The following is a 17,586-nucleotide window of genomic DNA, read 5'->3' on the forward strand; positions in this document are numbered from 1 at the left end:
AAAAATCGCATAAAAGAGTTAATAAAAACACGCCAAAAAATATAGATTTAAACATTGTGGGTTACCAATATTTTGAAGGTGTAGACCTTATGGAAATTGAAGGTTTTTCGCATGGAACAATCCTGCATTTAATAAGTGAAGTTGGATTAGAAGGCATAAAAAAATTCCAAACAGCCAAACAGTTTGCGAGTTGGCTCAGACTGGCACCCAACAATAAGAAAACTGGTGGCAAAATAATATCAAGTAAAGTCCCAAAAGGAAGTAACCGGCTAAAAATAGCCCTAAGAAATGCGGCGAATGCAATTGGGAATTTAAAAGACTCCACTCCATTAAGGGATTTTTTCCAAAGAATCAGTTTTAAAAAAGGGAGGGTGTCAGCTATAAGTGCAACAGCACGAAAATTGGCCGTGATAGTATGGAATATGGTAACAAAAGGCACCAGATACATAAACCCCGAAGGCTATTTGTTTTTAGACCAAAAAAGAAAACTAGGTTTGGTCAAAAGAATTCAAAAACAAATTGATAAATTTGGACTAACTAATGCCGAACTGAACATTACAAGTACTTGATTATCAATACAAAACAAAAACGTTAGTCAGAAGCCTAAAAGACGACCGTGCAACCGTAAGACGGACAACAAAACGACCAGACTTTTGACTTCCAAACTAACTTTCGGGCGACAAAAACTCGGTTGACAATTTCGCTGTAACTCGACACCGACCAGACCATTTTGCCGACACTAAAGCCAACGCAAGGTTTTAAAAATTTTCCCACCGCACATTTTAAAAAATAATTTTAGCCCGCCCGCATTGGCACATTTGGGGTTTGCCCCCTCACACAACCCGACACACAGGCAAACCCCAAAAGAGCCAATTAACCACCGCACCAAGATGATTTTCGTCACATTTTAAAGTTTTCTCAAAAAAACTTGCAGGTATAAATAAAATAGAACTATCTTTGTGAGCGAATATTCACTTACTTAAAAATATAAACAAGATGAACGGTAAAAACAACATTGCAATAGGCTTCCTGACAATGGGGCTTTTTATGGCTTACGGCTTTCTATTAATCTACCTGCGTGACTTTGCTCCGGGTAAGGAAGAATGGGTAAACTCATACAGTATCGGAAAACATTTTGAAAGCAGACTGGCTCACGTTCACGGGAACTTATTTGCCTTTCTTAATATCCTGATTGGTTATCTACTTCTACATTTCAGAGACAAACTCCAAAACGTGAAAGCCATTTCTTGGTTGGCACTTACAGGCCTATTAATGCCTATTGGAATATTATCAGAAGTGTATTTTGGTTTACCTCCTGCTTTAGTATTAATTGGTGCAATTGCAATGACCGCTTCTGTAATTTGGTTAGGCGTTGCCTTTTTGAAAATGAAATCCATCACTCAATAAATAACAAACTCTAAAATAAATAAAGATGAAAAAAATAAATGCAATTGGTTTACACCAAGACAAAGCCGAAGATTTGGCGAAAAAATTAAATGAGTTATTGGCAAACTATTCTATCTTCTATCAAAACACAAGAGGATTTCACTGGAACATCAAAGGTGAAAAGTTTTTTGAACTGCATCTGAAATTTGAAGAACTGTATAATGATTTGTTGCTAAAAATTGATGAAGTGGCTGAACGTATATTAACATTGGGACATACGCCTGAACATAGTTATTCCCAATATGCAAAATCCTCTACCATTAAAGAAAGCAAGAAAATTTCAGATGGTTTGGTCGCAGTTGAACAAATTCTTGAAGCATTTAAAACGGTAATCGTAATGCAAAGAGAAATTCTTGCAATAGCCACCGATGCAAACGATGAAGGAACAAATGCTTTAATGAGCGATTACATTCGCTTTCAGGAAAAACAAGTATGGATGTATTCTTCATTTTTAACAAATAGTAAATAATAAGACAATGGAATCAAATAACAAAAACTTAGAAACCTTAATTAAGTTGAGGCACTTATCAGAAGGTTTAAATTCAAATTGGGAAGCGTTAAACACGGCAAAAGTTAAAGTAGCTCATTTACTTGATGAGGCAAACAACATTGTCAAAATGTTTGGAAGCGATTTAGGCAAAAGCAAATTTCAGGAAGATGTAAATTCAATTGCTTCATTGAGAGATAAAATTGAATCTCAATTAGCCTATTTCAAAAATAAGATTGACAGCCAATCTAGTAATGATAGTTCGGAGATTTATAAAGATTTTCTGTCTAATACGGAATCCATTTCTTCTATATTTACAAAAATTGGCAAGTACCCCGATGACTACTTTTCAGGGATGAACAGTGCGGATTGGTTTGGAGTATGGGCTGTCATTCAGTCTAATATCTATACTGTTCAGGGCATCGGTCATTCGGCATTTGTTCAACTACAGATGTTTGAAAATTTTAACAAACAAGAGATTGACGACCTTACAAAAGAGATTATAAAATACATTCCAAAATCTTACCATATTGAAGATGCAATTCAATACAAACAAGAGTATATGACAGCTTTAGCTCAAATGGAAGAAGAAGCGAATAAAAAAGATAATCTTTGGGATCGTTTTTTAAATTTATTAGCGGGAAATATTCCATTTAAGCAAACTCCACAGGAACGTGTAATGATGATGCGATGGGTAAATGGTGAGAAAGGCGAACTTTAAAAAGCGAAAAAATGACAACAGAAACAATTTCTGACAGACAACTTGAAATTATTGAAGCGGCAGGAAAAATATTGACTGCTTCGGGAATAAGTGGGCTAACAATTAAGAACTTGGCTAAGGAAATGAAATTTTCTGAAAGTGCCATTTACAGGCATTTTACAAGCAAGGAAGAAATCATTATTGCCTTACTTGATTATCTTGCTCAAAGTATGGATGAACGCTATACAAACGCAATTTTAAGTGAACAAACGCCCGAAGAAAAATTTACAACGCTATTTCAAAATCAATTTTCATTTTTTAAAAAGCATCCACATTTTGTAGTGGCAGTTTTTTCTGATGGATTAATGGAAGAAAGCCAACGCATCAACGAAACAATATTGAAAATAATGGGTGTAAAAATGAAACACCTAATGCCTATTATTTTGGAAGGACAACAAAAGAAGGTATTTACAAATTCAATAACATCCGATGAATTGATGCATATCGTGATGGGAACTTTCAGGTTGCAAATGTATAAATGGAGAGTAGCAAATTTTCAATTTGACATAAGCAGAAATGGCGATAATATGATACAGGCGGTTTTAACACTAATAAAAACTAAAACGCTATGAAAAAATTACTTCCTTCTTTATTAGCAATTTTTCTAATTGGGTTTGGCTTGCTTACTTTGTTTTTAAGCACATCTGTAATATTTGATTTATTTGGAATAAGAGAAAAGGAAGGCAATTATGTTCTGTTTGTGGTTTGGTCAAATTTTATCAGTAGCATTCTATATCTTTTTGCAGCTTATGGCTTTATAAAGCATAAAAAATGGACAGCTACACTTTTAGGAATTTCAACACTCATTCTGATCACCGCTTTTATCGGGCTTAAAATTCACGCAAGTTCAGGTGGTATTTATGAAGAAAAAACCATAGGTGCAATGATTTTTAGAATTGCTGTAACTCTTGCAATTGCAGGCATTGCTTATTTCTCAATAAATAGATTTCAAATAAAATTCAAAAACAAATAAAATGATAAAGTCAATTACATTATTCGCTATTAGTCTGTTTCTTTTCAGCTGTGGCAATACTTCCAACGAAAAAACAAAAGAGCAAACCGAAACCGCTATCCACGAAGAACATCATCACGATGATGAGAGTGAAGCGATTGAACTAAACAATGGTGAAAAATGGAAAGTTGATGCCAATATGATCACTCATATTCGCAATATGGAAAATGATATAAACTCTTTCGCTAAGGTTGAGCAAAAAGATTACAAAGCACTGGCGGAGAAACTACAGTCCAATATTGATTTACTTACTTCTAATTGCACAATGAAAGGCAAAGCACACGATGAACTGCACAAGTGGCTATTACCTTACATTGATTTGGTAAAAGAACTTTCAGAAGCTAAAGACGAAACCGAAGCAGCAAAACAATTTGAAAACATTCAAACTTCATTCACAACATTTAATCAATACTTCCAATGAACATAAAAGAATTACACACACAAGAAAAACCAGTTTCTGCAACTTCTCTTTTTAAAAACGAGCTGGGCAATGCAACTGCCATACAAATTTTGCAAGGCGAAAAATTAAAAGAGCATATCACCAAAACTCCTGCATTATTGATTTGCATTAATGGCGAAGCGATTTTTGAAAACGAAAACGGTATAAGAGAAACATTAAAAACTGGAGATCTTGTAAACATTGAACCAATGGTAAAACACTGGGTAGAAGGAACAATTGAAAGTCAATTAATACTCATCAAGTAAAAAAAATTTGACCAATGAAGTTAGCGAATATTCACAAACACATTTCTATTCTATTATTAACAATAGGATTTCAAACCGCCCAAGCACAAACTTGGACTTTACAACAATGTATTGATACGGCACAGGTGCACAACAAGAACTTACAAATGAGCCGTAACAATATGGCTATTGGTGATCAAAGGGAAAAAGAAGCCAAAGCCAATTTAATTCCAAAAATAACTGCTAATGCGGATTACAAATATTTCACAAACCTGCCCTATCAGCTTTTACCAGTTAATGCATTTAATCCTTCACTACCCGAAGGCGAATTCAAGGCAATGCAGTTTGGCGTTCCCCACAACATCAACGCCAACTTGACCTTATCAATGCCTTTGTATAATCCACAAGTTTATGGAGCAATTCAATCCACAAAAATTGCTTCGGAATTGACCGAACTGCAATACCAAAAAACGGAAGAGCAAATCTATTTTGAAATATCAAATCTGTATTATAATGCCCAAATCTTGCATCATCAATTGGCATTTATTGACAGTAATCTGATTAATGCTGAAAGACTTCTAAAAAATATGCAATTGCTCAATGAACAATTGCTTGCCAAAGGAACAGATGTAAGCAAGGTAAAATTGCAAGTATCACAATTAACCACCCAAAAGGAAACCATCAAAAGCAAATACGAGCAGGTTCTAAATGCGTTGAAATTTGCTATGGGTATTTCCATTGAACAAAATCTGCAAATTGAACCAAACATTCAATATCAAAACACAAATGAATACACTCCTGCATCAACCTTAGATATTCGTATCATAAAAACTCAAAATCGCTTATTATCAAGTGAACTCAACACACTCAACAAAACAAGGTATTTGCCTTCGTTAAATCTGGTTGGAATGTATGGAACAACGGGCTTTGGTTATAACGGACAACCTGCTTCTTTCCTTGATTTTTATCCGATTGGATTTGCAGGTGTTCAATTATCTTATCCATTATTTAATGGAACAGTTACACTTCGAAAAATAAATCAGAAAACGCTTGAACTCCGAAACAACGAACTTCAATTTGGAATGCTTACCGAACAAAACAATATGCAAGTTGAAAATGCCAAAATACAAAGAGAAGTCGCTAAAAAAACGGTAGAAACCACAACAGAACAAATCCAATTGGCACAAACAATCTATGAGCAAACCGTTCTTCAACAGAAACAAGGAACGGCAAGTTTAACAGATGTTTTGCTTGCAGACAATGCTTTGCGTGAAGCACAACAAAACTACCTATCTGCTGTAATTGATTACCTAAAAGCAGACTTAGAACTAAAAAAACTCACTGGAAATATTTCAATAATCAAATAATTATCACAATGAATACAAAATCATCAATCCTAAAAAAAGTGCTATACGTCATCATACCGTTGGCGATAATTGCCATTGTGGTAATTAAGTTGAAAACAAACAAGGAAATTACGCAGAGTAAAGTATATCAATACGATAAAGAACAAGCTATATATGTTCAAGTAGACACATTGCAACTTGAAAATGTGAATGCAGAATTTTCTTATTCAGGTACATTTGAGCCCAACAAGGAAACAAAAATAAGTGCCGAATTACAAGGGAAAATTAACACCATTTTAGTTGATGCTGGAAGCGTTGTAAGTAAAGGTCAAACTTTAATTCAATTGGATAATTCATTGCTGAAATTGCAACTGCAAACTATTGAAGTGCAAATAGAAGGATTGGAAGCAGATGTAAATCGCTATACCATTTTGGCTAAAGCAGATGCCATTCAAGGTGTTCAATTAGAAAAAGCAGAATTAGGTTTGAAATCTGCAAAAGTTCAGAAAGCAACTTTGTTGGAGCAGATAAACAAAACCACAATCAAAGCACCATTTAGCGGAGTTGTTACAGCAAAATTAAGTGAAGAAGGAGCTTTTGCTGCACCAGGCGTTCCATTGCTCCAAATAACGGACATTACAACTTTAAAATTAACCGTAAATGTTCCCGAAAAAGATTTAAGCCAGTTCAAATTAAATCAAAGCTATTCTCTTTCGGCAGATGCTTATTCTGAAATTTTATTGACTGGAAAAACTACTATGATTGGCAGTAAAGCTAATATGGGCAGTAGTTTTCCTATTCAGTTTACGGTAAATAACACATCCGACTTAAAAATAAAATCTGGGATGTTTGGTAAAGTTTTACTCAAAAGCGAAACATCTGGAAAGGGAATTATCATACCGTCATCTGCCATACAAGGCACAGATAACCAACCACAGGTTTATGTTGTGAAAAATGGCAAAGCCCTTTTGCAAAACATCACTATTTCAAAAAAGACACAAAACAAAGCTGTTGTTTCAAATGGATTAAATGAAGGTGATGTAATTGTAACGAATGGCTTCATCAATCTTTTTGATGGGGCGAATGTAACTGTTAAATAAAATCAGCGAAAAATGAATATTACAGAAATATCAATCAAACGTCCTTCTCTGATAATAGTGCTTTTCAGCGTATTTACTTTATTAGGATTTATCGGGTATAAAAATTTGAGTTACGAGTTAATGCCCGACTTTAATCAGCCCGTAGTTGTAATTAAAACTGTTTACCCTGGTGCCGAACCAAACGAAGTAGAAACATCCGTTTCACGAAAAATAGAAGATGCTTTATCCAACTTGGAGGGTGTAGATTACTTGGTTACAAAATCATTGCCCAATGCTTCTATCATCATAGCCAATCTAAAATATGGGACAGATTTGGATAAGTCAATGCAAGATGCACAACGCTACATTGACAACATTCGCAAAGATTTACCACAGGATATTTTAAGTCCTGTAATGAGTAAAGTTTCGCCTAATGATTTGCCAATAATGTCGATCAGTGCAACAAGTGATTTGTCTGCCACCGAGTTTTATCAAAAAATGAAAGATGATTATCTGCCCCAAATTCAACAAATAAAAGGTGTAGCAGAGATTACTGTTTTAGGTGGAGAGGAAAGAGAAATACAAGTAAAAATAAATCAGGACAAACTGAAATTGTATAAAATCTCAATGGTTCAGGTTGTTGAAGCAATTAATCGTTCTGGCTTAGACTTACCTGCTGGAAAGGTGCAAACCGAAAAAGAAAGTAATTCAGTTCGTTTAACGGGAAAATTCACATCTATTGAGGATATTAAAAATGTCCAAGTCGCTATGCCTGTTTTAGGAAGTCCAGTTTATGTAAAAGACATAGCAGATGTTATAGATGGCGTAAAGGAAACAACTTCTATCAGTCGCTACAACGGTAAAAACGGCATTGGTTTAATGCTGAAAAAACAAGGAGATGCAAACGCAGTAGATGTTTCAAAAGCAGTTCGGGAGAAATTTCAATCTATCGAACAACAAAATGCCAGTTCGGGTGTGAAATTTATTATTGCAGACGATAGCACCGACAACACGATTGCAGCCGTAAACTCCGTTGTTTTTGACTTGATTTTAGCGGTTCTGTTGGTATCGTTGGTAATGCTTTTATTTCTACGAAGTTTTAGAAATTCCTTAATCGTTTTGGTAGCTATTCCAACATCTTTAGTTACTGCATTCGCTGTGATGTGGCTTTTGGGTTACACCTTAAATTTAATGACCTTGCTTGCAATGTCTTTAATCATTGGTATTTTGGTAGATGATGCTACCGTAGTTTTAGAAAATATTCAAAAGCACTTAGATAAAGGAAAAGACAAACGATCTGCTGCAATGGATGGCAGAATGGAAATTGGCTTTGCTGCTTTATCCATCACCTTAGTTGACGTTGTAGTTTTTTTACCTATTCTTTTTCTACAAGTGTTTGTTGCTGATATGCTCAAGCAGTTTTCGGTTGTTGTAGTAACTTCTACTCTCACCAGTTTATTGGTTGGTTTTACTTTAACGCCTTGGATGGCTTCTCGTATTGGCAAAAAAGAAGACTTAAAACCTACCAATTTTTTCAATCGCTTTTTACTATGGTTTGAAATTCAATTAGAAAACTTTAATGAATGGTATGGTCGCAGATTAGAATGGGTATTGAGCCATAAATTAGCTTTTACAGGTATCGTTATTGTGCTTTTTGCAATGACTTTAGGCATTATGAAACAAGGTATTATTGGTAAAGAATTAATTTCAACAGGCGACCAAGGAAAATTTAGAATGGCATTAGAATTTGATAAATCCACATCTATACAACAGAACAACTTAATTGCTCAAAAGATTGAAACATACATTCTTCAACAACCCGAAGTAGCAACAGTATTCAGCAATATTGGCGGTCCAAGCACAGGCATTGGAAGTTTGGGTGTAGGTTCAGCAAATAAAACTGAATTTACAATTCAATTAAAATCCAAAAAGGAATTGAATAATTTACCTACCGAAACATTTATGAAAAATCTACGGGAAGAACTAAAGTCAAAATTTCCGAGTATCAATTATTCAATGGCAGCATTGGGTTTAATTCCACGTTCAGCACCAATTGAAATTACGTTAAGCGGAAGCAATTTGGATTTGGTGATGAAAACAGGCGATGAATTGAAAACGGTAATAGAAAAAATTCCCGGTGCGGATAATGTTCGCTTATCCGTTGAAGCAGGTAGTCCCGAATACAAAATAATTCCCGACAAAGATAAAATGCAACGATTGGGTTTAACAACCGCTTATGTTGGATTGAACCTAAGAACTGCCTTTACAGGAAATGATGATGCGACCCTAACCGAAAACGGAACGGAATATCCTGTGCGAATTTGGTTAGATGAATTTAGCCGACAAAATTTTGAAGATGTTCAACAACTTTCTATCATTAACCCAATGGGATTATCAGTTGAAGTTTCGCAATTTGCAACAGTTGAACAAGATAATTCTCCATCGTTATTGGAAAGAAAAGACCGCCAACCTGCGGTCACACTTACATCAGACGCTTTAGGAAGACCGTCAGGAACTGTGGCAGATGATGTAGTGGCTTATTTAAAAGAAAATCCATTACCAAACGGAATACAAATGACTTGGGGTAGCGACATCAAAAGACAGAATGATAGCTTTGGGGCATTAGGTTCAGTATTGTTGATTTCGTTTTTACTGATATACCTGATTATGGTAGCACTTTACGACAGTTTTATTTATCCCTTTGTCGTTATATTTTCTATTCCAGCAGCAGCTATTGGGGCATTTTTTGCCTTGAATTTGTCGTTAAGCAATTTGAGTTTATTCGCCTTACTCGGTTTAATTATGCTAATGGGCTTAGTGGTAAAAAACGCAATTCTAATTGTAGATTTTACCAATCAATTAAAAGCGGAAGGCAAACATTTCAAAGAAGCTCTAATCATTGCAGGTAAAGGTCGTATGCGACCAATCTTAATGACAACGCTTTCAATGGTTGTTGGTATGCTTCCCATTGCAATGGCAACAGGAACAGCAGCAGAATGGAAAAACGGACTGGCTTGGGTAATCATTGGCGGACTTCTTTCCTCATTAATTTTGACAGTGTTTTTAGTGCCGATGGTCTATTATTTAGTTGACACAGCGAAAGAAAAAATAAATCGTAAAAAATAATCGAAATGAAAACAGCAATCATTAAACTAATAGCATTTGCATTAACACTTACGCTTTATTCATTTGTAAATCTCAATGCCCATACTTATTCCTTAACAATAAAAGTGAATAATCTACGGAACTCAAAAGGAGTAGTTCAATTTGCATTGTATAACCAAGACGGTTCAATTCCTGATGAAGATTATGAAAACTATTACAAAATTTTAAAAGAAGAAATCGTGAATGGTTCATCAACAATAACTTTTAAGAATAGTCCATCAGGAAAATATGCAGTGAACATTTTACACGATGAAAACAAAAATGGCAAAATTGACAAAGGATTTATTTTACCAATAGAAGGAATTGGTTTCTCAAATTTTCAATCTATTGGTTTAACAAACAGACCTAACTTTTCAAAAGCAAGTTTTGAGTTAAAAGAAAACAAATCAATAAGTGTAAAAGTGATATATATGTAAGACAGTTAAGCCATCACACAGGTGTAAGCACATTTGCAATTCGCACAAGCCATCTCACAAACCAAAAATTGCAAAAGAGCTTCCACCTCTCCCACCTAAGAAAAATTATTTTTTAAAATCCCTTCCCTCCAAAATTTTTAAAACAGCCAATACACAAGCCAAGCAGACAGACCCATTCGCAACTCGACAATGACAGCGAAACTCACAGCGGACAAGGACTTTACAACCTCGACAGATAAGAAGGCCAGCTTATAACATCACCTATAAGCAAGCAGGGGTTTCGTGCTTCGTAGGACAGAAAAGTGCAATATTTGCAGTTCAGTTCTTCGTAGGAAGTTCAGTGGTTAAAATCCCTGCCTGCGTATAGCTGAGAACCGTTAGTGGCAACCCTGTGACGACCGACAGAACAACATCAAGCCGACAGAAAATCGACACGAAAAGCCAACCGCACAAAATAGCACATTTGGTTTTGCCCAACACACAAGCCGACCCTTCGCAAAACCAAAAGAGCCATTTTTTTCCAACGCACAGACGATAGTGTTGAAAATAATTTGATTACTTTTTATCTTGTAAAATGAGATACGAAATAATTTAAAACTATATTTGCGACCAGACATCATTTAGACAAATGAACAGAATAAAAGAAGTGTTGGACGAAAAAGGAATTAAGCAGACTTGGCTTGCCGAACAATTAGGCAAAAGCTACAACATGGTAAATGCCTATGTTCAGAACAGACAGCAACCAAGACTAGAAATTCTTTACGACATAGCAAATATTCTTGAAATTGATGTAAAAGACCTTTTAAAATCTAATAAAGTAAAAATATAAGTGCGGACAGGAATCGACATATTAGAAAATGAATTAATCGAGAAATATCCTTATGTTCTCGACACACTCCTGCTTGACCACACTACGCAGCAAAACATCTTTTGGGCTACCGACAATTACGAACACATTGGAGAGAAGTATAGTTTTCATTCTCAAATTTTACCCGATTTAATTTCAGGTGATTATGGAAGTATTATAATGCCAAGAGTGCATAAAGACAAACTTTTGCAGCTGTCTAGATCCAAAGAAATGGCAGAAGTTTTTACTCCTTCCTGGATATGTAATGCTCAAAACAACTTAATTGATAATACTTGGTTTGGTAGAGAAAATGTATTCAATACAGAAATATTAGCTAAAGATGGTTCTAAAATTTGGGAAACAAACAGCGAGAAAATAACATATCCAAAAGGTAAGACTTGGAAAGATTATGTTCTTGACACGCGTCTAGAAATTTCTTGCGGAGAAGCACCATACATTACAAGCAGATATGATAGTACAACCGGAGAGTTTATAACAGTTGAAAATAGAATTGGAATTTTAGACAGAAAATTAAGAGTAATTAATGAAAATGTCGACTCTAAGGAAGATTGGTTAAAAGCATCTCAAATTGCATTTAAAAATACTTACGCTTTTGAATGGCAAGGTGATAGTTTACTACTTGCACGTGAAGCCATGCTTATAACATTTATTGAAAATTATACTCACAAATTCGAGAAAGAGCCGTTATTAAAATCAATTCAGAATATCGCTAATATAATTTCATGGAATGTTTGGCAGATGGATGGATTAAAAGGTGTAGTGCCTGACAGTTGCATAGATGCAATTAAAGAGCATAGTGATTTATTTGGAAATACATTAAATGAAACTGTAAAGTGCAATGGGTGTAAATCTCAAAACATTTTAACGCACAATGGGAAATATTGTAAAATTATGGATTGGAATGAAAAGGATGTTGAAACAGGATCAATGGGTAAAGCAATAAAATTTATTGACCTGCTTAATAAATAAACAAGAATAACTATGTCAGAAATAAATAAAATCAATGTAGATATTCTCGATGAATTAATAATCGGAAGAGTTGAACCTCAGATTTACGCTTTTACGACCGAAACGATACCAAATTATCTTAAAGTTGGTGATACATATCGTCCTGTAGAAACAAGGTTAAATGAATGGAGAAAATTCTTCCCAAACCTTGAGAAGAAGTTTGGAAATGTAGCAAAGGTTGATGATGAAACGTTTTTCAGAGACTATGCAGTTCATTATTTTTTAGAAACCGAATTAAAAAGAATCCGTTTAGAGAAAGGTGCTTTAAAAAATATCCCTTATTATTCAAATGAATTTTTCAAAAACGCAACAGAAAAAGACCTGCAAGATGCAATAGATGATATTAGGATTGGGCATAAGAAGAACGAATCAAAATATCAATATTATCGTTTTGATGAAAGTCATATTCCAATTACTCACACCTACATCAGAAATGAAAATTACAACCCCAGACCTAACCAACAAGAAACAATAAACAATTTTAAGAAGGCGGTAAAAAAGGGCAGAAAAAATCTTTTAATGTATGCCGTTATGCGTTTTGGTAAATCATTTACCTCGATGTGCTGTGCGGTTGAAATGAATGCAAAACTTGTAATAGTTGTTTCAGCAAAAGCAGATGTTAAAGAAGAATGGAAAAGAACAACAGAAAGTCATTTAAAATTTGATGGCTATTGTTTTCTCGATAGTAATTCTCTTTTAGAAAGCGATTCTATTATAGCTGATAAACAAAAAGCAAATGAAAAAATTGTTTTGTTTCTTACTTTACAAGACCTTCAAGGAGATATTATAAAACCAAAACATAAAAAAATATTTCAAAGTCAAGTTGACTTATTACTAATTGATGAAACACATTTTGGAGCAAGAGCTGCTGAATATGGCAAAGTTTTAAAGGAGGAAAATTTAAGTGCGAAAGAAATTAAAAGTGAACTAAAACTAAATGACAATTCATTAGATGATATAGAAAACAATACAAAGGTTTTTAATGCTAAAATTCGCATTCACCTTTCTGGTACTCCTTATCGCATTTTGATGAATAGCGAGTTTACAACCGATGATATCATTGCATTTTATCAATTTTCAAATATTGCAGAAGACCAAGAACAATGGGATTTAGAAAATTTAAACAAAGACGAAATTAAAGAATGGGATAACCCCTATTATGGTTTTCCGCAAATGATTCGATTTGCATTTAACCCGAATGAATCTTCCCGTAAGAAAATGGAAGAAATGAAAAAGAAAGGTGTTACCTACGCTTTTTCAGAACTATTCAAACCGCAATCAATAACCATAGACAAAGACAAAAAGCTACATAAGAAATTCAAATACGAGAAAGAAATTATTGATTTATTAAAAGTAATTGATGGTTCAGAAAAAGATGCTAATTTATTAAGCTTCTTAGATTATGACAAAATTAAAGAGGGCAAAATGTGCCGCCATATAGTTTGTGTGTTGCCCTATCGAGCATCTTGTGATGCTTTAGAGGCATTAATAAAAAAACACAAGTTTAAACATCTTAGTAATTATGAAATCATAAATATCTCTGGCGTTGAGAACGAGAAGAACTTCAAAGACACGCAATCTGTAAAATCCAAAATAAAAAAATGTGAAAGTGAAAATAAAAAAACGATAACATTAACAGTAAACAGGATGCTTACAGGTAGTACAGTTCATGAATGGGACACTATGCTTTACCTAAAAGACACAGCATCTCCTCAAGAATACGACCAAGCTATTTTTCGTTTACAAAATCAATATATAAGAGTTTTCAAGGAGCCAAGTGGTGATGTTGTTAAGTACAATATGAAGCCACAAACTTTGTTGGTTGATTTTAACCCAAACAGAATGTTCCAAATGCAGGAACATAAATCTCAAATTTACAATGTAAACACAGAATCAAACGGGAATAGCAAGCTAGAAGATAGAATAAAAAGAGAACTTGAAATATCCCCCATTGTTGTTCTGAATAACAATAAAATTGTACAAATACAACCAGCCGACATTCTTGATGCTATTAGAGAATATTCAAGTAGTAGAAGCGTGTTTGATGAAGCAACTACTATATCAATTGATTATTCTTTATTGGATATTGAAGCAATAAAGGCTGAAATAGAAAAACAAGGACAAATTGGCTCTCGACAAGGTATTGAAATTAAGCCATCATTAGGCGAAGGTGATGAGTTAGATATTGAAGAAGGAGCTGAAACAGATGGCGAAACGGATGAAGGTACAAAGAAGTCCAATGGCACAGAGGATGAAGCAGAAGTAGACTATAAAGGTCAATTTGCAATGTTTTATGCAAGAATTTTATTCTTCTCATTTTTAACGGACTCAAGAGTTAAATCACTGCAAGAGGTTATCAGTCAAATTAAGGCCAACACAAATAATTTACGAATTGCAACAAATTTAAATCTTGATAATGCTATTCTCGAATTATTTCAAAAACATCTTAATCCATTTATATTAAGTGAACTTGATTATAAAATACAAAACATAAATTCATTAGCAAATGATTTAACAATAACTCCAATAGAAAGGGCAAGCAATGCTATGAAAAAGTTTAGCCGCTTGTCAGATTCTGAAATTGTAACCCCTGAAATTGTAACCGACAAAATAATTAATGGATTGCCAGCCAAAGCCATTAATAATTCTACAATCCTTTTAGATATTGCAGCTAAACAAGGGGAGTTTGTTTATGCTGTTTACAAAAAATATGGCAAGGATGTAGCCAACAAATTTTACTCTATACCTACATCAAAAATAGCTTATGAGTTTACAAGAAAAGTTTACACTTTGCTTGAATTAGATATTAAACTTATTGAAGAAAACTACACCTCCTATGATTTGATCAAAGACAATAAATTGACCGTAGGCGAAAACATAAAAATAAATAAAAAGAAAATGAAGTTCAATGTAATAGTCGGAAATCCACCCTATCAGCAAAAAGAAGGTGGTGCAAATAGCAATACAGCCTTACCCATTTACAATCATTTTGTGGAAGTGGCTAGAAAACATAATCCTGATTATATCTCTTTAATTATGCCTACTAGATGGTATGCAGGAGGAAGAGGATTAGATGATTTTAGAGATGGGATGTTGAATGATAGTCATATTTCAGAATTACACGATTTTCTTAAACCTGAATTGATTTTTCAAAACATAAATCTTAGAGGAGGGATTTGTTATTTCTTGTGGGAAAAGGATTATGATAACAGAAATGATTTAACTAAAGTTCATACATATAAAGACGATTTAACTCCAAGCATTAAACAACGAAGCTTAAAAACACCAAATTCAGATATTCTAATCCGTCATAGTATCGGAGTTTCCATCATCGAAAAATTGAGCAAGAGTCCAAATTTTGAATCTCTAACGAAGCATGTGTCTGCTGCAAAAGCTTTTGGTTTTAGAACATACTTTATACGAGATAAAAGGTTTAGGAGCAGTTCGAAAGGTCTTAAAGAACCAATAGCCTGCTATGGTAGAGCTAATGCAATAGGATATGTTAATAAATCAGAAGTCGTTTCGCATAAAGATTGGATTGACGTTTGGAAAGTTTATGTGCCAGAATCAAATAATATTGGTACTGAGTTAAATGACGATAACCAAAACTCTATTGTTGGTGAACCTAAAACAATTTGCACAGAAACATATTTAGTTGTAGGTGCTGAATTAAGCTTAAATAAAATATCAAGCAAAAATCTATCAAGTTATCTTAGAACAAGATTTGCAAGGTTCATGCATAGTTTAGCAAAAATAAGTCAACATGGTACATCCACAACATATCAATTTGTTCCTCTTCAAAACTTCACTTCAAAATCAGATATTGATTGGAGTAAGTCAATCGAGGAAATTGACAAGCAACTTTATAAAAAGTATCGTTTGACCAAGGAAGAAATTAGTTTTATAGAAAGCATGATTAAACCAATGGCTTAAAATAATATAAACAGACAACTATGCCGACCCTTCGCAGTCATACACATTTGCAAGCCACACAAGCCAACGCACAAGCCAAAGCTTGCAAAAGAGTATGCCTGCCCAACCGCACAAGGACAGTGCAAACTCGACACGACAGACCATTGACCGAAAGAAGGGCAGCCACTAACAACTAAGGCTTCGTTCGGCACAACGTGCCTAGAATGAAGCCAATGTTGAACTTAATCTTTGGTAGTTTTTTCCTTATAAACACCTGATTTTCCGCACCTATGGGGTTTTCGTGATGTTTAGCCTTGCTTTTTGAGAGTGATCTGACACTCTGATATGAAGTTTTGTTTGGATTTGATGTTTTTATCCCATTTCTAGTCTGATTCTATAAATTTTGGGCATACCTACCCTTACCCACGTTCATACCAGAACCGAGCGGTTTAGCTTTTCCCAAATTTCCTTGTAAAACTCTGGAGGCCCTCGCTGGTCAAAGCATAGTATTGTTCGCAAACTGCCCGTTTTGCAACATTTGCAAGGTCTTACTCTTTGAGTTTTCCCTTTGATTTCTGTTTGTTTTTGTCCAAGTTTTTGCTGCAATGCAGGTAATCTGGCTCGTTTCCAAGTGCTGCTCAATATTCCATAATGCCGAATTCTGACAAGTCCTTTAGGAAGAATGTGCTGGCTAAATCGCCTCACAAACTCCTCATGACTTAGTGTCATTTCTTTGATTTGGGCACCCGTTTTGTAGTCTTTGTAGCTGAATGTTATCGTCTTGTCATCAACAATTTTAATCCGATGATTGCTAATGGCTACCTTATGGGTATATCTACCCAGATATTCCACTACCGATTTAGGACTTCCAAACGGACGCTTGGCATACACCACCCAATCTTTCTTGTAAAGAGCATTAAGTAGCGTTTGGGGTACTTTTTCCTTTAGCCTTTGCCTGAGTTCAGCTAGGTATTTTGCTCTGAATACCACACTCATGGCTTTTACAGGAAACAGAAATTTGCCTTTAGAGCGAGCTTTTCGCCAATGTCCTTTGGCATCAACTCCACCACCGGGCACTATGCAATGCAAGTGCGGATGAAGACTCAAATTCTGTCCCCAGGTGTGCAATACGGCTATCATGCCTGCCTGTGCATTGAGATGTTTGGGGTCTTTTGCAAAGACAGCAATAGTTTGCCATGAAGCGGCAAAAAGGGCGTCATAAACCGACTTTGGCTCATACATAACTAAGCCATTTAGCTCACTTGGTAGTGTAAAAACAACATGAAAGTATGGCACGGGTAATAGTTCCGCTTCTCGTGCCAGTATCCACGCGTCCCGTTTCTCGCCCTGACACTTGGGGCAGTGTCGATTTCGACAGGAGTTATAACTTAGGCTAATATTGC

The 17,586-nt window shown here is 34.9% G+C and carries 17 protein-coding genes; 16 read left to right on the forward strand and 1 reads right to left on the reverse strand.

Annotation, left to right across the window (positions count from 1 at the left end):
* The 16 genes from EGI22_RS17500 to EGI22_RS17575 all read left to right on the forward strand — a co-directional run.
* Window positions 1-569: transposase (locus EGI22_RS17500; RefSeq protein WP_255069729.1), on the forward strand; the 569-nt coding region annotated here is incomplete at its 5' end.
* A 478-nt stretch (window positions 570-1,047) separates the two neighbouring features.
* Window positions 1,048-1,407, forward strand: a complete 360-nt coding sequence (locus tag EGI22_RS17505; RefSeq protein WP_255069730.1) for a hypothetical protein — start codon at window positions 1,048-1,050, stop codon at window positions 1,405-1,407.
* A 25-nt stretch (window positions 1,408-1,432) separates the two neighbouring features.
* Entirely contained in the window at window positions 1,433-1,915 is a 483-nt protein-coding gene (locus tag EGI22_RS17510) for a Dps family protein (RefSeq protein WP_255069731.1), read from the forward strand.
* A 7-nt stretch (window positions 1,916-1,922) separates the two neighbouring features.
* On the forward strand, window positions 1,923-2,654 hold the full coding sequence (locus EGI22_RS17515) for a hypothetical protein (RefSeq protein ID WP_255069732.1): 732 nt from the start codon (window positions 1,923-1,925) through the stop codon (window positions 2,652-2,654).
* An 11-nt stretch (window positions 2,655-2,665) separates the two neighbouring features.
* Window positions 2,666-3,265 (forward strand): TetR/AcrR family transcriptional regulator, encoded by a 600-nt coding sequence (locus EGI22_RS17520; protein ID WP_255069733.1) that lies wholly within the window; start codon window positions 2,666-2,668, stop codon window positions 3,263-3,265.
* Window positions 3,262-3,666, forward strand: coding sequence for a hypothetical protein (locus EGI22_RS17525; RefSeq protein ID WP_255069734.1), 405 nt, complete (start codon window positions 3,262-3,264; stop codon window positions 3,664-3,666). The genes EGI22_RS17520 and EGI22_RS17525 overlap by 4 nt, the downstream gene beginning before the upstream one ends.
* Before the next feature lies 1 nt (window position 3,667).
* Window positions 3,668-4,126, forward strand: coding sequence for a hypothetical protein (locus EGI22_RS17530; RefSeq protein ID WP_255069735.1), 459 nt, complete (start codon window positions 3,668-3,670; stop codon window positions 4,124-4,126).
* A complete protein-coding gene (locus tag EGI22_RS17535; RefSeq protein WP_255069736.1) occupies window positions 4,123-4,410 on the forward strand; it encodes a hypothetical protein in 288 nt (95 codons plus the stop codon). Before EGI22_RS17530 ends, EGI22_RS17535 begins: the two co-directional genes overlap by 4 nt.
* 14 nt (window positions 4,411-4,424) lie before the next feature.
* Window positions 4,425-5,756, forward strand: a complete 1,332-nt coding sequence (locus EGI22_RS17540; protein WP_255069737.1) for a TolC family protein — start codon at window positions 4,425-4,427, stop codon at window positions 5,754-5,756.
* An 8-nt stretch (window positions 5,757-5,764) separates the two neighbouring features.
* A complete protein-coding gene (locus EGI22_RS17545) occupies window positions 5,765-6,835 on the forward strand; it encodes an efflux RND transporter periplasmic adaptor subunit (RefSeq protein ID WP_255069738.1) in 1,071 nt (356 codons plus the stop codon).
* 12 nt (window positions 6,836-6,847) lie between these two features.
* Entirely contained in the window at window positions 6,848-9,940 is a 3,093-nt protein-coding gene (locus tag EGI22_RS17550; protein ID WP_255069739.1) for an efflux RND transporter permease subunit, read from the forward strand.
* Window positions 9,941-9,945: 5 nt separating this feature from the next.
* Window positions 9,946-10,395, forward strand: coding sequence for a DUF2141 domain-containing protein (locus EGI22_RS17555; protein WP_255069740.1), 450 nt, complete (start codon window positions 9,946-9,948; stop codon window positions 10,393-10,395).
* Window positions 10,396-11,023: 628 nt separating this feature from the next.
* Window positions 11,024-11,224, forward strand: coding sequence for a helix-turn-helix transcriptional regulator (locus EGI22_RS17560; protein ID WP_255069741.1), 201 nt, complete (start codon window positions 11,024-11,026; stop codon window positions 11,222-11,224).
* A complete protein-coding gene (locus EGI22_RS17565) occupies window positions 11,225-12,232 on the forward strand; it encodes a hypothetical protein (protein WP_255069742.1) in 1,008 nt (335 codons plus the stop codon). It abuts the gene before it with no gap.
* Window positions 12,233-12,244: 12 nt separating this feature from the next.
* The gene (locus tag EGI22_RS17570; RefSeq protein ID WP_255069743.1) at window positions 12,245-16,204 is read left to right on the forward strand and encodes an Eco57I restriction-modification methylase domain-containing protein; all 3,960 of its coding nucleotides are present in this window, start codon (window positions 12,245-12,247) and stop codon (window positions 16,202-16,204) included.
* Window positions 16,205-16,224: 20 nt separating this feature from the next.
* A complete protein-coding gene (locus EGI22_RS17575) occupies window positions 16,225-16,380 on the forward strand; it encodes a hypothetical protein (RefSeq protein ID WP_255069744.1) in 156 nt (51 codons plus the stop codon).
* Window positions 16,381-16,612: 232 nt separating this feature from the next.
* Here EGI22_RS17575 and EGI22_RS17580 read toward each other — a convergent pair.
* Window positions 16,613-17,586, reverse strand: a 974-nt coding sequence (locus EGI22_RS17580) for an IS91 family transposase (protein ID WP_255069745.1), incomplete at its 5' end; no start/stop codon positions are given.

This window comes from Lacihabitans sp. LS3-19, assembly GCF_024343575.1.
Classification (GTDB): Bacteria; Bacteroidota; Bacteroidia; order Cytophagales; family Spirosomataceae; genus Leadbetterella.

Bases quoted from the DNA above. Each gene is read 5' to 3' on its own strand.
- EGI22_RS17505 (WP_255069730.1), top strand. From the start codon at position 1,048: ATGGCTTACGGCTTTCTATTAATCTACCTGCGTGACTTTGCTCCGGGT.
- EGI22_RS17510 (WP_255069731.1), top strand. From the start codon at position 1,433: ATGAAAAAAATAAATGCAATTGGTTTACACCAAGACAAAGCCGAAGAT.
- EGI22_RS17515 (WP_255069732.1), top strand. From the start codon at position 1,923: ATGGAATCAAATAACAAAAACTTAGAAACCTTAATTAAGTTGAGGCAC.
- EGI22_RS17520 (WP_255069733.1), top strand. From the start codon at position 2,666: ATGACAACAGAAACAATTTCTGACAGACAACTTGAAATTATTGAAGCG.
- EGI22_RS17525 (WP_255069734.1), top strand. From the start codon at position 3,262: ATGAAAAAATTACTTCCTTCTTTATTAGCAATTTTTCTAATTGGGTTT.
- EGI22_RS17530 (WP_255069735.1), top strand. From the start codon at position 3,668: ATGATAAAGTCAATTACATTATTCGCTATTAGTCTGTTTCTTTTCAGC.
- EGI22_RS17535 (WP_255069736.1), top strand. From the start codon at position 4,123: ATGAACATAAAAGAATTACACACACAAGAAAAACCAGTTTCTGCAACT.
- EGI22_RS17540 (WP_255069737.1), top strand. From the start codon at position 4,425: ATGAAGTTAGCGAATATTCACAAACACATTTCTATTCTATTATTAACA.
- EGI22_RS17545 (WP_255069738.1), top strand. From the start codon at position 5,765: ATGAATACAAAATCATCAATCCTAAAAAAAGTGCTATACGTCATCATA.
- EGI22_RS17550 (WP_255069739.1), top strand. From the start codon at position 6,848: ATGAATATTACAGAAATATCAATCAAACGTCCTTCTCTGATAATAGTG.
- EGI22_RS17555 (WP_255069740.1), top strand. From the start codon at position 9,946: ATGAAAACAGCAATCATTAAACTAATAGCATTTGCATTAACACTTACG.
- EGI22_RS17560 (WP_255069741.1), top strand. From the start codon at position 11,024: ATGAACAGAATAAAAGAAGTGTTGGACGAAAAAGGAATTAAGCAGACT.
- EGI22_RS17570 (WP_255069743.1), top strand. From the start codon at position 12,245: ATGTCAGAAATAAATAAAATCAATGTAGATATTCTCGATGAATTAATA.
- EGI22_RS17575 (WP_255069744.1), top strand. From the start codon at position 16,225: ATGCCGACCCTTCGCAGTCATACACATTTGCAAGCCACACAAGCCAAC.